The 14,872-nt window shown below is 57.9% G+C and carries 13 protein-coding genes and 1 tRNA gene; 6 read left to right on the forward strand and 8 right to left on the reverse strand.

All coding sequences use genetic code 11. The features are described 5' to 3' along the window. Positions 1-82: 82 nt before the first annotated feature. Positions 83-1,987, reverse strand: a complete 1,905-nt coding sequence (dnaK, locus tag EPD60_RS07235) for a molecular chaperone DnaK (RefSeq protein ID WP_131448336.1) — start codon at positions 1,985-1,987, stop codon at positions 83-85. 397 nt (positions 1,988-2,384) lie between these two features. On the opposite strand from dnaK, the gene EPD60_RS07240 reads away from it, so the two are divergent. Further along, a complete protein-coding gene (locus tag EPD60_RS07240) occupies positions 2,385-3,788 on the forward strand; it encodes a DUF4403 family protein (RefSeq protein ID WP_131448338.1) in 1,404 nt (467 codons plus the stop codon). Here EPD60_RS07240 and EPD60_RS07245 read toward each other — a convergent pair. Continuing rightward, on the reverse strand, positions 3,785-4,297 hold the full coding sequence (locus tag EPD60_RS07245; RefSeq protein ID WP_131448340.1) for a GtrA family protein: 513 nt from the start codon (positions 4,295-4,297) through the stop codon (positions 3,785-3,787). The genes EPD60_RS07240 and EPD60_RS07245 overlap by 4 nt on opposite strands. Positions 4,298-4,540: 243 nt before the next feature. On the opposite strand from EPD60_RS07245, the gene argS reads away from it, so the two are divergent. Then, positions 4,541-6,418 (forward strand): arginine--tRNA ligase, encoded by a 1,878-nt coding sequence (argS, locus tag EPD60_RS07250; RefSeq protein WP_131448342.1) that lies wholly within the window; start codon positions 4,541-4,543, stop codon positions 6,416-6,418. Between the two features lie 99 nt (positions 6,419-6,517). Continuing rightward, complete coding sequence (gene nagB, locus EPD60_RS07255; protein WP_131448344.1) at positions 6,518-8,437, forward strand: glucosamine-6-phosphate deaminase; 1,920 nt, start codon at positions 6,518-6,520, stop codon at positions 8,435-8,437. Positions 8,438-8,698: 261 nt separating this feature from the next. On the opposite strand, the gene EPD60_RS07260 is transcribed toward nagB, so the two are convergent. Both EPD60_RS07260 and EPD60_RS07265 read right to left on the reverse strand, forming a co-directional pair. Next, a tRNA-Arg gene (locus EPD60_RS07260) sits at positions 8,699-8,772 on the reverse strand. Positions 8,773-8,924: 152 nt separating this feature from the next. Continuing rightward, a complete protein-coding gene (locus tag EPD60_RS07265; RefSeq protein WP_131448346.1) occupies positions 8,925-9,215 on the reverse strand; it encodes a hypothetical protein in 291 nt (96 codons plus the stop codon). Between the two features lie 185 nt (positions 9,216-9,400). Here EPD60_RS07265 and EPD60_RS07270 point away from each other — a divergent pair, with 185 nt between their 5' ends. Then, entirely contained in the window at positions 9,401-9,589 is a 189-nt protein-coding gene (locus tag EPD60_RS07270) for a hypothetical protein (protein WP_131448348.1), read from the forward strand. A gap of 78 nt (positions 9,590-9,667) precedes the next feature. Here the strand turns inward: EPD60_RS07270 and EPD60_RS07275 are convergent, their stop codons facing one another. The 3 genes from EPD60_RS07275 to EPD60_RS07285 form a co-directional block, all read right to left on the reverse strand. After that, entirely contained in the window at positions 9,668-10,150 is a 483-nt protein-coding gene (locus tag EPD60_RS07275) for a hypothetical protein (protein ID WP_131448350.1), read from the reverse strand. Between the two features lie 146 nt (positions 10,151-10,296). Next, entirely contained in the window at positions 10,297-10,626 is a 330-nt protein-coding gene (locus EPD60_RS07280; RefSeq protein WP_131448352.1) for a hypothetical protein, read from the reverse strand. Positions 10,627-10,828: 202 nt separating this feature from the next. Next, the gene (locus EPD60_RS07285; RefSeq protein WP_131448363.1) at positions 10,829-12,184 is read right to left on the reverse strand and encodes a hypothetical protein; all 1,356 of its coding nucleotides are present in this window, start codon (positions 12,182-12,184) and stop codon (positions 10,829-10,831) included. A 136-nt stretch (positions 12,185-12,320) separates the two neighbouring features. On the opposite strand from EPD60_RS07285, the gene EPD60_RS07290 reads away from it, so the two are divergent. Together EPD60_RS07290 and EPD60_RS07295 are read left to right on the forward strand one after the other, a co-directional pair. Further along, positions 12,321-12,794, forward strand: a complete 474-nt coding sequence (locus tag EPD60_RS07290; RefSeq protein ID WP_131448365.1) for a 23S rRNA (pseudouridine(1915)-N(3))-methyltransferase RlmH — start codon at positions 12,321-12,323, stop codon at positions 12,792-12,794. Between the two features lie 4 nt (positions 12,795-12,798). After that, a complete protein-coding gene (locus EPD60_RS07295) occupies positions 12,799-13,449 on the forward strand; it encodes a rhomboid family intramembrane serine protease (protein WP_131448367.1) in 651 nt (216 codons plus the stop codon). Here the strand turns inward: EPD60_RS07295 and tilS are convergent. Further along, positions 13,415-14,794, reverse strand: a complete 1,380-nt coding sequence (gene tilS, locus EPD60_RS07300; RefSeq protein ID WP_131448369.1) for a tRNA lysidine(34) synthetase TilS — start codon at positions 14,792-14,794, stop codon at positions 13,415-13,417. The two genes, EPD60_RS07295 and tilS, sit on opposite strands and share 35 nt — an antisense overlap. Positions 14,795-14,872 lie beyond the last annotated feature (78 nt).

Here is a 14,872-nt window from a genome sequence, read left to right on the forward strand (position 1 = left end):
GCTTTTTTTATCGGGCGGGCGGCTGCTGTCTTAATCGTCATTTTCAAAATCCGGGCTACGGTAGCCGCCCCTTCATATAGCCTTATTTCACTTCTTCAAACTCGGCGTCGGTTACATTTTCCGACCCGCCCTGCTGGCCCTGGGGACCTTGCTGGTCGCCTCCGTCGGGGCCGGGCTGGCCACCCTGGGTGGAGTTGTACATGCTTTCCGAAGCGGATGTCCAGGCAGCATTCATCTCGGCCATGGCTGTATCGATGGCGGCCAGGTCCTGGCTCTTGTGCGCCTCGCGGAGCTTCTCCAGGGCTGCCTCGATGGGCGCCTTCTTATCGGCCGGTACCTTGTCGCCGAATTCCTTCAGCTGCTTCTCGGTTTGGAAGATCATCGAGTCGGCCGCGTTGACTTTCTCCACGCGCTCGCGCTCGGCTTTGTCGGTAGCCTCGTTGGCCTTGGCTTCCGCTTTCATCTTTTCCACTTCTTCCTTGCTCAGTCCCGAGCCGGCTTCGATGCGGATCTTCTGCTCCTTACCGGTGCCTTTGTCCTTAGCCGTCACATGCAGCAGGCCGTTGGCGTCGATGTCGAAAGTCACTTCGATTTGCGGAACGCCGCGAGGTGCCGGCGGGATGCCGTCGAGGTTGAACACGCCGAGGCTCTTGTTCTGGGAGGCCATCGGGCGCTCCCCCTGCAGCACGTGGATCTGTACGCCGGGCTGGTTGTCGGAAGCGGTGGAGAAGGTCTCCGACTTCCGGGTGGGGATAGTAGTGTTGGAGGGGATCAGCGCGGTCATCACACCACCCATGGTTTCGATACCGAGCGACAGCGGGGTCACGTCGAGCAGGAGCACGTCCTTCACCTCACCGGTGAGTACGGCACCCTGGATGGCGGCACCGATGGCAACCACCTCGTCGGGGTTAACACCGCGGTTGGGCTTCTTGCCGAAGAACTTTTCTACGATCTCGCCCACCTTGGGGATACGGGTAGAACCGCCCACCATAATCACTTCGTCGATCTGGCCAACGCTGAGACCGGCGTCCTTGAGGGCCTGCTCGCAGGGCCGCAGGCAGCGCTCGAAGAGGTTGTCGGCCAGCTGCTCGAACTTGGCGCGGGTCAGCTTTTTCACGAGGTGCTTGGGCACGCCGTCGATGGCCGTGATATAAGGGAGGTTGATCTCTGTTTCCGAGGAAGAGGACAGCTCGATCTTGGCCTTTTCGGCAGCTTCCTTGAGGCGCTGCAGGGCCATCGGGTCTTTGCGGAGGTCAACGTTCTCGTCGCTGCGGAACTCCTCTGCAAGCCAGTCCATAATTACTTTGTCGAAGTCGTCACCGCCGAGGTGGGTGTCACCATTGGTGGATTTCACCTCGAATACGCCTTCGCCGAGCTCCAGCACGGAGATATCGAAGGTACCGCCGCCGAGGTCGAATACGGCGATGTGGTGGTCTTTGCCGCCTTTGTCGAGACCATAGGCCAGTGCGGCCGCGGTGGGTTCGTTTACGATGCGGCGCACGTTGAGACCGGCAATCTCACCGGCTTCCTTGGTGGCCTGGCGCTGGGCGTCGTTGAAGTAAGCCGGCACGGTGATGACGGCGTCGGTTACTTCCTGGCCGAGGTAGTCTTCGGCGGTCTTCTTCATTTTCTGAAGCACCATGGCCGAGATCTCCTGCGGTGTATAAAGGCGCCCATCGATGTCGATGCGCACTGTATTGTTGTCGCCTTTGGCTACTTTATAGCTCCAGTGGCTGATTTCTTCCGTCACTTCATCGAAGCGGCGGCCCATGAAGCGCTTCACGCTCATGATCGTATTCTGCGGGTTGGTGATGGCCTGGCGCTTCGCCGGGTCGCCCACCTTGCGTTCCCCGTTCTTGAGGAATGCCACTACCGACGGGGTCGTACGCCGGCCTTCGTCGTTGGCGATCACCACGGGCTCATTGCCTTCCATTACCGCGACGCAGCTGTTGGTCGTTCCCAGGTCAATACCGATAATCTTTCCCATTTCTTGTCTGATTTTTTAATGAGTTCGCATTTTATCATCAATCATTATGCCCCTGCGCCGTAATGTGCAATTTTGTCAGGAACGTGTCAGGCGGGGCCGGTCTGAGGCGGAACAGGGTCGTAAAATGACAGGCCTTTACGGCAGAGGCGACATTTTGCCGGTTCGTCGAAGGAAGGGGGCAAAGGTGACTAAGGTCTTTCACCGCGAAGAAAAGGAGTAAAGAAGCGTTACGCCAAGGATAACGGTCGCGCTTGATGGCAGACTTTTGCTTGCGACGATACAGACAATAAAAACTTAGCGTAATCCTTAGCTCCTTCTCTTCTTCGCGGTGAAAAACTCTTCTTTTACTTATCCGTCCTTTCTCGCTTCCACATCCCGATTGCTTATTTTGCAGCCGATGAAACGCCTCTTTACCGTCCTTGGGCTCCTGCTGACCGTTGGTGCCGCTGCCCAGAAGCCGCTTACCGACTCTGCCCGCCGCCTGCTCGACTCCCTGCCCGAGTCGGACATCGATATCCCCATCACCATCAACCTCCGCCCGCTTTACGCCATGGCCGAAAAAAAGGTCGACACGGCCTTTGCCTCCCCCGGCTGGCCGGCCGGCTGGGTGCAGCCCGACTGCGGCACCCGCTACAAATACCACCTCCGCCGTTCGCCCCTGCGCTTCTCGGCCACCGGCACCGCGTTCAACCTGGCCTTTACCGGCTTTTACCAGATCATCGGCTCTTCCCGTGCCTGCGTCAACGGCACGGTGGTAAGCCCCTGGACACCCGAGTGCTCCTGCGGCATCAAGGAGAGCGAGCGTCGCGTGGTGATCGGCTTCGGTGCCACCTTCAACGTCCGCCCCGACCTGCTGCTGCAGACCACGATCGTGCGTCCCGAGCCGCAGGCACTCGACAAATGCACGGTTTGCTTCTGGGGGCAGGACGTGACCAGTACGGTCATCGACGGCATCCGCGCCAAGCTCGACGCTTCGAAGAAAGAGCTGCAGGACTCCTTCGGCCGCGTCAACCTCCGCCCCTTTCTGCAACAGGCCTGGAATAAGCTCAGCACGGTTTATGCAATCCCGGGAGCAGGGTATTTCTCCCTTCACCCCAAACGACTCCGCATGGAAAACATATCGGCGAAAAACGACCTGCTCAACATTTCGATCGGCATCTCCGCCACCCCGGTGGTAAGCCTTTCGCGGCCCGCCGAAACCGCTTCGGCCGTGCCCGACCTGAGCAACACCGCGCACCCCGGCGGCTTCAACATTTTTCTTGAGGCAGCACTGCAGTACGATTCGCTCACGCAGGTGCTCAACACCTATATGCTCCACAAGCGCTTCGATGTGAGCGACGGGCTTTTCAAAAAATACATTGTGGTAGAAGGCACCCGGGTCACCTCCGATACCACCGGCAACCTGCGCTTCGAACTCGATTTCTCCGGTTCTTTCAATGGTACGGCGGTCTTTATCGGCAAGCCGGTTTATGATGCGGCTAAAAAGACCATCGAGGTGGCCGAACTCGCCTATGACCTGCAAACGAAAAACCTGCTGCTGAAAACCGCCAAGTGGCTTTTCTCCAACAAGATCACCACGGAGCTGAAGAAATATACCTCCTTCCCGATGCAGCCCTATTACGATTCTGCGTCGAAAACCATCAACGACTGGCTCAACCGCGAATGGACCAGGGGCATCCGCGGTTCGGGTTCGGTATCGAACCTGCAGATTACGGCGCTGTATGCGCTGCCCGACGCCTTGAAGATCCGGACAAATTGCGCCGGCAAGCTGGCAGTGGTGGTGAATGAGATCGCGCTCTAGTCCTCAAGGGGTCCGGAGCCGTTGCCTTTGAACGTAAAAAAACGCTGGGCCAGGTAGCTGAACAGCACCACGATCACCACAGTGAGTATGTAGGCCGGCGTCGGGTAAAAGCCGAGGCCTTCCACGAACAGCTTAACGAAGATCCAGTTGAGGAAGAGGCAGGCCATCGTTACCAGGAAATACCGCCACAACTGCACGCGCCGCTTCAGGTAGGAGCCCTGGAAGACGACGAACATACTCAGGTAAAAACCGGTTGGAAACGTGCAGCAGAAGGCAAGGAACACCGCCGCGGTATGCGGCTCAAAGGCATAAAACCCGAGATCGAGCACTTCTTCGCGGAGCGCATAATGGTAACAGAGATAATACAGCACGATGTTGAACACCGTGTTGCCGCCGCCACAGGCCGCGTATCGAAACAGCTGCAGGGGCATAAAGCGCCGGAATGGCGGGTAAAACAGGTCAATAAAGCGCAATATGAGCGCCCGGACGGTATAGTGCACCTGTTTCATGAAGCGCGAATTTAATGCGAATGGGGTAACGGGAGAATGGGATAATGGGGTAATCTTATCGACCGACATATTTTGGCGGTTACATCAGAAACCGAATGCCGACGCGCCTCGTTGTACTGATTGAGCTCACACATCCAGCTATCGTCCGGCTCATCGATCCATCGAAATACTGATGCTCCGATTACCCCATCACCCCATTACCCCATTCAACTACTATCTTTGCGACCTAATTTTTCGCAGCAAATGAGCCTTGTAGCCCGTGTTAAAGAAGCCAGCGCCGCCGCAATCAACAGCCTTTACGGCACCGCGGTGACGCCGGAGGAGATCACCATTAACCAGACGAAGCCCGAGTTCGAGGGCGATTATACCGTTGTTCTTTTTGCGCTGGTGAAGAGCCTGCGAAAAAGCCCCGAAGCGCTGGGCCAGGAGCTCGGCGCCCGCATCGTGGCCGATAACCCGGGCCTGTTCACGGCCTTCAATGTGATCAAAGGCTTCCTGAATCTCACGCTCGCCGATGCGGTGCTGCTTGAATTCCTGCGGAAACCCGTTGCTGCCGAAACCCGTAGCCGGCAGAACGTCATTGTGGAGTACTCCTCTCCCAACACCAACAAGCCGCTGCACCTCGGGCACCTGCGCAACAACTTTCTTGGCTGGAGCGTGGCCGAGATCCTGAAGGCAGCCGGCAACGAAGTAAGAAAAGCCTGTATCGTCAACGACCGCGGCATCCATATCTGCAAAAGCATGATCGCCTGGCAGATGTTTGCCAACGGCGCCACGCCCCGGAGTGCGGGCCAGAAAGGCGACCATTTTGTGGGTGACTATTACGTGCGCTTCGAGAACGAACTCAAGGCCCAGACGGAGCCTGTCATGGAGCGCCTGAAGAACGGCAAGTTCGACACCCTTACCGAAGCGCAGCGCGTGAAAGCCGAAGCGATCTATAAGAACTGGGCCAACGGCGACCGCAAAGGCGAAGCCGCGCAGAAAGCGCTCGATGGCCTCCGCGAGATCGCACGTGCCTCTACGCCCATCATGAAAGAGGCGCAGCAGATGCTCGTAGACTGGGAAGCGGGCAAGCCGGAGGTGATGAGCCTCTGGAAGCAAATGAATAGCTGGGTGTATGAAGGATTCGACGCCACCTACAAACGCATCGGCACCGACTTCGATAAGATTTATTATGAAAGCGATACCTACCTGCTGGGCCGCGACCTCGTAAAGGAGGGACTTGAAAAAGGCGTCTTCTATCGCAAGGAAGATGGCTCGGTATGGATCGACCTCACGGCCGAAGGCCTCGATGAAAAGCTGGTGCTCCGCAAGGACGGCACATCGGTTTATATCACGCAGGACATGGGCCTTGCGCAGCAGAAATACGAGTGGTTCCCCTACGACCAGAGCCTCTACGTCATCGCCGACGAGCAGAACTACCACATGAAGGTGCTGCAGCTCATACTCAAAAAGCTGGGTGCGCCCTATGCTGACGGCATTCACCACCTTTCTTACGGCATGGTGGAATTGCCGACAGGCCGCATGAAAAGCCGCGAAGGCACCGTGGTGGACGCCGACGACCTCGTGAACGAAATGGTGAAGGTGGCCGAGGCCGAAACCCGGGCCCACAGCAAAGTGGAAGAATTCAGCGAAGGCGAGCTGAAAGAGCTTTATGAAACCATCGCGCTCGGCGCCCTCAAGTTCTTCCTGCTGCATGTAGACCCGAAGAAGAAGATGCTCTTCAACCCGGAAGAGACGATCAAATTCCAGGGCTTCACGGGTCCCTTCATCCAGTATACCCACGCACGGATCCGATCCATCCTTCGCAAAGCCGGCGATATTTCGTTTGCGCCTTCCGGGGAGGAAAGTCTGCTGCCGAAGGAAAAAGAATTGCTTCTGCTCATCGAGCAGTATGGCAGCACAGTGCAGCAGGCGGCAACCGAATACAACCCGTCGGTGATCGCCAACTATGCGTTTACGCTTGCCAAAACCTACAACGGGTTTTATTCGGAACACAGCGTACTCAACGCCGAGAGCGAAGCCAAGAAGTGGCTGCGCCTCGAGCTTTGCCGCCGCACCAGCGAAGTGCTGAAAGCCGCGATGAGCCTGCTCGGAATCCGTGTTCCGGAACGCATGTAAATACCGGTTCATCAAACTGAAATGCCCGCACATACAAGGCGGGCATTTTTATTGGTTGCATGGTACTACTTTTAAGCAACCATAACGATAACGATTACGATGCCGATTGCCGAACAAAACCTGATCGACGCCTTTGAGCGCATACCTGTCAGCATTTTCCCTAATCCTGCCGAAGGCTCCCGCGCGGCGGCGAACATCATCGCGCAGACCCTGCGCGCGCGTGCTGCCGAAAACAAACCCTGCGTGCTTGGTCTGGCTACGGGAAGTACCATGATCGCCCTTTACGCCGAACTCGTGCGGCTGCACCGGGAGGAAGGCCTCTCCTTCGCACATGCCGTCACCTTCAACCTCGACGAATATTACCCCATCGACCGGAATGCCTTCCAGAGCTACTGGCAGTTCATGCACCGGCACCTGTTCCGCCACGTCGACATCAACCCCGCCAACATCCACATCCCCGACGGCAGGCTTCCCAAGAGCGAGCTCAAGGCACACTGCGCGGCTTATGAAGCCGCCATCGTAGCGGCGGGCGGCATCGACCTGCAGGTGCTTGGCATCGGGCACAACGGGCATATCGGCTTCAATGAGCCGGGCTCGAGCATTCACTCGCGCACACGTCTCATCAACCTGGAGCAGGACACACGCATTGCCAACGCCTTTGAGTTTGCCAACCCCGGCGAGGTGCCGCGCCTAGCACTGACGATGGGCCTCAGCACCATCCTGTCGGCGCGCCGCATCCTGCTGATGGCCTGGAGCGGCGGCAAGGCCCGCATCGTGCGCCGCGCCGTGGAAGGCGCTGTCAGCGAATCGGTGCCCGCCTCGCTGCTGCAGCAGCATCCCGACTGCACCTTCATTCTCGACGACGCCGCAGCAACCGAGCTGACCAGGCACCGCTCGCCCTGGCTCACCGGGGAAGTGGAATGGACCCCGGAGATGATCCGCCGCGCCGTGGTGAACATGGCCCTGGAGCGCGACAAGCCGATCCTCTCGCTCACCAACAACGATTACAACGAATACGGCCTCAGCGACCTGCTGGCGGAGCAGGGCGATGCCTACGCCATCAACCTCGACGTTTATTACATGCTGCGCGACTGCATCACCGGCTGGCCCGGTGGCAAGCCCGGCTCGCTGCCGTCGCACCCGGAGCGCCCCGAGCCCTGGCCCAAGCGCGTGGTGCTGTTTTCGCCGCACCCCGATGATGACATCATCTCCATGGGCGGCACCTTCCGCCGCCTCCACGAGCAGGGCCACGAGGTGCATGTGGCCTACCAGACCTCCGGCAATATCGCGGTCACCGATGAATTCGTGATCCGCCACCTTGACTTCGCCGAAGGATTCGAGTCGATCGCCGCGGGCAGCAACGAGCGTTCGGCCAGCGCCATCCGCGAGGTGCGCGAATACCTGGCGCAGAAAGCGCCGCACGAGCTCGATTCGCCGCTGGTGCGTTCGCTCAAAGGACTCATCCGCCGCTGCGAGGCGCGCGCCACCTGCCGCTATGTAGGTCTGCCCGAACGGCAGGTGCATTTTATGGACCTGCCGTTTTACGAAACCGGCACGATCGAAAAAGCGCCGATGGGCCCTGCCGATATCGAGCTCACGAAAAAGCTGCTGGAAGAAGTGCGGCCGCACCAGGTGTTTGCCGCCGGCGATCTCGCCGATCCGCATGGCACGCACAAGGTATGCCTCGATATCATTTTCGAGGCCCTGCGCCAGCTGAAGGAAGCCGGTGCCGACTGGATCAAAGACTGCCGCCTCTGGCTGTACAAGGGTGCCTGGCAGGAATGGTCGGTGGAGGAAACCGATATGGCGGTGCCCATGAGCCCCGGCCAGGTGCTGGAAAAGCGCCACGGAATATTTATGCACCAGTCGCAAAAGGACATCGTTCCCTTCCAGGGCAACGACGCGCGCGAGTTCTGGCAGCGTGCCGAAGAGCGGAACGCCGCAACCGCCAACCTTTTCGCGCAGCTCGGCCTCACCCGCTATGCAGCGCTTGAATCGTTTCGCCGTTGGGAGTTTTGATTGAACCAGAACCGAGCGCCTTTACGATACGTCTTAGAAAGAATGAGCCCCGGATTTTGCCGGGGCTCATTCTTTGGGCCCGTGTCAGGAATGCGCTATTTAGCCGGCCCCGACATGAAACGAAAACCACAAGATTCTGAAACGTGCTCTTGTGACCATAAAAGGATTTCCACCTGAAACATTCCCGTCGAAGGGAGGATGTTCTATTCCGTCGAGCTATGGGCAAAAAGAAAAAACCTCACATTTCTGTGAGGTTCTCTGTGACCGCGTCAGGATTCAAACCTGAAACCTTCTGATCCGTAGTCAGATGCTCTATTCAATTGAGCTACGCAGCCATCGCGTTGGGAGTGCAAATATAGGGAGGCCGGAGTTTAAAAAACAAAAAACCTGCGAAAAAATTTTCAGAGAATCGGTCCGCGTTTAACCCGCTGCGTCCTTGCATTCAATGTGTTAGCAATGAAAAAGCCCCGGCGTGCGGGGCTTTCAGTCAGTTGTCTTTGCGGATTGTGGACTCAGATGTTTTTGTTTGTACCCGCGTCTTTTCCCCGTCGGCTGATTTCATCTTGGCCTTTGTACCGCTGCTGCGCTTCTTGTTCCGGTGCACCACGTTGTAAGCTTTGTCCTTCGCGGTGGTCTTCGGCTTCACCTTTACCTTGGTGCCGTCGCTGTGTTCTTCTTTTTGCTTGGTCGGTGTCGACTTGATGTCGTCCGTTGTTTGCGCATGAAGCGCTGCCGTGCCCAGCAGGAGCGCGGAACATAGAACCAATACCTTTTTCATTGGAATGCGTTTGCAGTAAGCGCTGCAATTCCAGTGCCACCGCCCAGGCATCAGCAAATCATGAATTCGGATTTCTTTTCCTTCCTAATGCGGTATTGTACGCTACAGTTCATCCGAACACACTAATTTAGACTCCTGAAAACCGGCGCCCCCGAATGCCGGCGACACACAAACAAATCCTGCTTTTGAAAAGAAAGGTGACCATACAGTTTCAGACGCCTCAGGACTTTACCCGGTTCCGAAGCCTCGTGGATAATAACATTATTGAGAAGGACCTCATCAACCTCAGTATTACCTGCAATTGCAGCGATAAGGAAGTTGCCTACGCCATGAATTACCTGGACGCAAAGGTCATCCAGGAGTTTCCGGAATAATCCGTGTTCCCGGGTTCGCTTCCGCGCAATAAAAAGGCCCCCGGTCAGGGAGCCTTTATTAATTTTTCGTACGACGCATTATTTACGCGAGCCGAACTGGTAACCGATCGAAAGTGCCACCGCGCTTGTGCCGCTTGCTTTCGAGCCATCGTCGACGCGGGTGTAGTGCTTGCCGTATTGCAGGTTCACATACAGGCCGTCTTCGCCGGTAATGCGGATACCACTGCCGAAATAAAAGCGGCCTTTTTCTTCGTATTTACCCACCGACTGGTTGTGAATGAGGAAACCCGGGTCGACGTGGAAAGTAAGCGGGCCGGCCGACAGGCCGATAGATGCCGTCACCGGCGCATAGATGCCGTTGTGGCTTGAGTGCACCGCCTGGATGTTGAGCCCGGAGGAGAAAACACCCCAGCGCTCACCCACGTATAATTCGCCGCCGAAGCCATCGCCGACGCCCGACTTACCGAAAAAAGACGCCAACGCGCCGGCACGCAACTCGGTGCGCTGGGCCGAAGCCGCCATGCCGATCATTAACAGGAACAAGGTAATCGTTTGCTTCATGCTGCTAGAATTTGGTGCCGGCAAAATTAGCTCATCTGCCCGAAACGCCGTCAAAATGACGCGTTTATCCTTCAAAAAAGCCAGCGCCACCCGATCTGAACAAAACAGGCCCCTGCCGGGGCCTGTTTTGCAAAAGCGCGGATAACTCATTCGGGAGTAGTGCCGCTTCCGGTGCCGCCGGTAACACGCTGGCCGTTGGCCAGCCAGGAAGCGGAACCGTCATACACGTTGTCGCTCGCCATGTCGGCGATCAGGTACGTAGCGGTGTACTTGTTCTTGCTGTGCGACCACTGAACATTGGTGAGGATGAAGCCCTGTGCGGCATATTGCGCCTCGAACGCGCTGAAAGCGTCAGCAACATTCTTCGGCAACGCCAGGCGCTGCACATGGTGTACGGGGCTGCTTGTAGCGTTCGCCTCTACGATGGAGAGCGTGCTTGCGGAAAGCAGGATTCCTGCCAGGAGGATCTTTTTCATAAGGACGGGTTTTGGGTTAAGAATACTTTCCCAAAGTACGGCTTCCGGTTTCAAAATGGTTTTCCCGGATGAGCTTTTTTAGCGCGGCCTGTGAAAAGCATTAGCCCGGCTTTAGGAAATTCCACGAGGCGTGCAAAAGGCAACGAAGATGTACGACCGAAGTATTGTAAGATCCACGTATCCGTTTCGTATACTTACGTGATCAGGGCATTTTGTCTTTTACCTGGCGTACGCGCTTCAGCGGATCGAGCGCAAATTCGTCGCCCCCGTCATCGGTAGCGATCTCGATAACGAAGCGTGTGTCGCCGGGGTCGGATACAAAGCGGTCTTTGCCCCGCATGCCCCAAAGCCGCAGCAGGCGGGTTTCTGCGCGCAGGAAGCGCCGGTCGTAAAGCACGGCGCCGCGTTGCATGCCTTTTCGCTGAAACACCTGCACCCGTAGCGAATCGCCGCTCCCGGTTATCACAAACTCATCGTCTTTGTCCGTACCATAGATATCGACATAGCCGCACAGGTAATGGTAATAACGCATGCCCTTGCGGTACAGTTCATCGCGGCGCCCTTTCAGCTGGCGGAGCAGCCGTTTGCCGTTCCTGGCATAAATCTCGGGCGGAAGGCGGTGCACCGCTTCCGAAAGTACACTGTCGGTAAGGGAGGCCTGCATGGTAGAGAGGTTGCGGCTCCACTGCCCGCGGTCGAGCCCGTTGAGAAAATACCGGTCGAAGGGCCAGGACTTATAAGTAAGCGGACGCCAGTGGTCGAGGTCGCGGTTATAGGAAACGAGGTAGCGGAGCGCTACCACCTGGAGGAAACGTGGCAGAAGCCCGTCGCTGAAGAAAAAGGCCTGGTCGCGGTCGCGCGGGATGCCAAATACCATCGCCATATCGTCGGACTCGCGACGCTCGGCCCAGCGCCACTGGTCAGCATGCCGGTCCCAATCACCCACCAGGATATCGAGTACCCGGGCCCGCAGGATGGCGCCCTGGTCGGGGCGCACGCTGCCCTCATCCACGAGGCGTTCCATCACCTTTCCCGAATTATGGGTATTGCGCTCCCCGGCCTCGCGTTCTTCAAGCAGGCAAACGGAGTTTGCAAAAAGCGGCCGATATTCGCCCAACGCCGGGTCGTCGGACACATAATAAAAGGTTGGATCGGGGGCCGTAACCCCTACCGCCCTTGCCAGCCGTGCCACCACCACCGGGGCATAAGGATGCGCTGCCGAGACCTGCTGCTGGGTCATATTGAGCACAAAGGTGCTCCGTAGCACCGGCGGTAGGGCGCGTTTTACGTTTTTGTCAACAGTACGCAACACCCAGGCTTTGCCATCGCCATCGACGAGCTGAAGTGAAAGCGTTTGATTTCCTCCGCCGAGTTCTTTTATTGTAAAGCCATCGAGCCGGAACACCGGCAGGCGCACCGGGGTTTCCCACAGCTTCCGGTAATTATTGCCCAGCAGGATCCGGTTCAGCAGCCCGGGATGCCGGTATTGCAGGCTTACCGGCACGGTCACCGAATCGCGGGGTTGCGCCTGCGCCACGCAGGCATTCATTATCAACATCCAGGCAAAAAAACACCAGGCCTTAAAACACATCCGTTCGTAGTCTTTCCCTCCCGTTCTGCAAATGTTGTACTAAGATGCCACGGCCTGCCTTCGACCCGGCGAATTGCCGTAGTATTGCCCCGGAGAAAAGCGCATGAAACTAGCATTGTGGACCATCGGGAAAGCACACGAGCCCTATGTAAAAGCGGGGATCGAGGATTTCACCAAAAGGCTCAATCATTATTTCCCGGCGGAGTGGAACATCATCCCCGTGCCGAAGGGCGCGGGTACCCTTTCCGAAGCCGAACTGAAGCGGCGTGAGGGCGAGCTCATCCTCGCCGCGCTGAAGCCCGACGACTACCTGGTGGCCCTTGACGAACGCGGCAGAGGGCTCAGCTCCGAAGGTCTCGCGGGGCTGCTGCAGCAAAGGGCCAATGAAGGCACCCGGACGGTTGTCTTCCTGATCGGCGGCGCCTTTGGCATCGACGCGGCGGTGCTGCGACGGGCCCAGTTTCAATGGTCGCTGTCGGCCCTTACCTTTCCCCACCAGCTGGTGCGCCTCGTGCTGGCCGAGCAGCTCTACCGCGCCGGCACCATTCTCCGCAACGAAAAATACCACCACAAGTAAGCTTATGTTCGAACAACCCTTTGTGCCCCTGATTACCTACGTGATCATCGCCGTAACGGTGATCGTGTCGCTCATTGCCTTTTCAAATCAGAAAGTAATGGATGACCTGATCTTCTACGGCCCGGCCATCGACAACGGCCAATGGTACCGCTTCTTTACCAGCGGGCTGATTCACCAGGATTACTTCCACCTGCTGTTCAACATGTATGCATTGTATGGATTCGGAAGCTATGTGGAATACCGGTTTACGGAGCTCTTCCCCGGTTACGGGCAGCTGGCTTATGCGTTTCTATATGTAGCTGCACTGCTGGCGAGCGACCTGCCATCCTTCAACAAGCACCGGCACAATGCGTATTACCGCAGCCTCGGTGCGTCGGGGGCGGTGAGTGCGGTCATATTTGCCTGCATCATTCTTTCGCCCACAATGCCGATCCGCCTGTTCCTTCTTCCGGCCCTGCCGGGATTCATCTTCGGCTTTCTATACCTCCTGCTTACCTCCTACCTCGACCGGAAAGGAGCCGGACATATCAACCATTCGGCCCACCTCTGGGGAGCGCTTTTCGGTATTGCGTTCATTATCGTGGCGGGGATAGCTGCAGGCCAGCCGGTCGTGAGCGACTTCATTTTCCAGGTGCGTCATTGGGCGGACCGCTGAGGGGCCCGACGCGGACGCTGATCGCCTTTCGCGTGTGCGCGGTGATCTTAAACCGGTCGTCGATGCGGTGACCCACCACCCACACGATGCGCTTGTGCGACTCCAGCACCCATACCTGCTCCTTTTGCGTTTTCGACAGCTTGCTGTCGATGAGGAAGCGCGCCACCTTTTTCTTCTTGCGCATGCCCAGCGGGTAAAAATAGTCGCCGGGCTTCCACCGCCGCAGCACCAGCGGGTAGTCGAGCGTCGCGGCATCCAGCAAGGCCAGTTGCGGGTCGGCCGGCAATACGGCCGGCGCGGCAGGGAGTACCTGCATCTGCAGGAGCTGCGTTCCGAACAGGACCCGCTCCTCTGTTTTGTCGATAACAAAAACCGTGTTGTCGGGTACGCCCAGCGGCGCAAAGAGCAGCCAGGCACCGTGGCGAACGGCTTGGTGGGTGCCGGAGGCGAGGTAACGTCCCGGCGCGCTTTGCAGCAGTGCCCGCAGGCCCGGCACCTGCCCCGGCTTGAAGCCGAAGGGGCGGGCAAGCTCCCAGAGCAGCGTATCGACCGCTTCGGCCTTCAGGAGCTGCCGTACCGGCACACGCAGCTCGGCGCCCGAAACTCGGGTCATTTTGCGAATCCGTAGATCTACGGATGCCCGATACAACTGCTCGACCTCCGCGAAGCGACCGATATTGGCGGCAAGGTTGGCGCGCGCCCCCGGGAACACCCGTTCGATGGCCGGGAGCAGCTCGAGCCGCACCGCGTTACGGGTGTACTTCGGGTCCTGGTTGGAGCGGTCTTCCCGCCACCGGAGCCCCTGTGCATGTGCCCACGCCTCCAGCTCGGCACGGCTTGCGAAAAGCAAGGGGCGAACGAGTTTCCCGTTCTTCGGGCGGATGCCGTGCAGGCCTGCAATGCCGGTTCCTTTGAAAAAGTTGATCAGGAGCGTTTCAATGGAATCATCAAGATGATGGGCAGTAAGCAGGTATGCCCTGCCCGTACCGGCCTCCTCCAGCTGCAGGCGCAGCTCTTCAAACCAGGTATACCGCAGCTCCCGCGCTGCCTCCTGGATCGATAACTTTTGTTCCAGGGCATAGGCCTGCGTGGGAAAGCTTTTTTCGAAATAGGGCAGCCCCAGCGTTTCGGCAAGTTGCCGTACGAATGTTGCGTCTCCGTCGCTCTCGCCGCCACGCAACCCGAAATTGCAATGGGCAAGCGTGACCGGGAAGCCCGCACGCCGGCACAGGTGCGTGAGCACCACCGAATCGAGGCCGCCGCTAACGGCAAGGAGCAACCGGTCTTTCGACCCGAAGAGCTCCTCGTCTTTGATATATTCTATGAAACGGGAAAACAGATCCACAATCAACATTTATGAAATCGGTGGGAAAAATTACCCGGCGAACGGTTCTGGCGGCCGGCAGGGAAACCACGGGTAACG

Source organism: Flaviaestuariibacter flavus, from assembly GCF_004337505.1.
Lineage (GTDB): Bacteria > Bacteroidota > Bacteroidia > Chitinophagales > Chitinophagaceae > Flavisolibacter > Flavisolibacter flavus.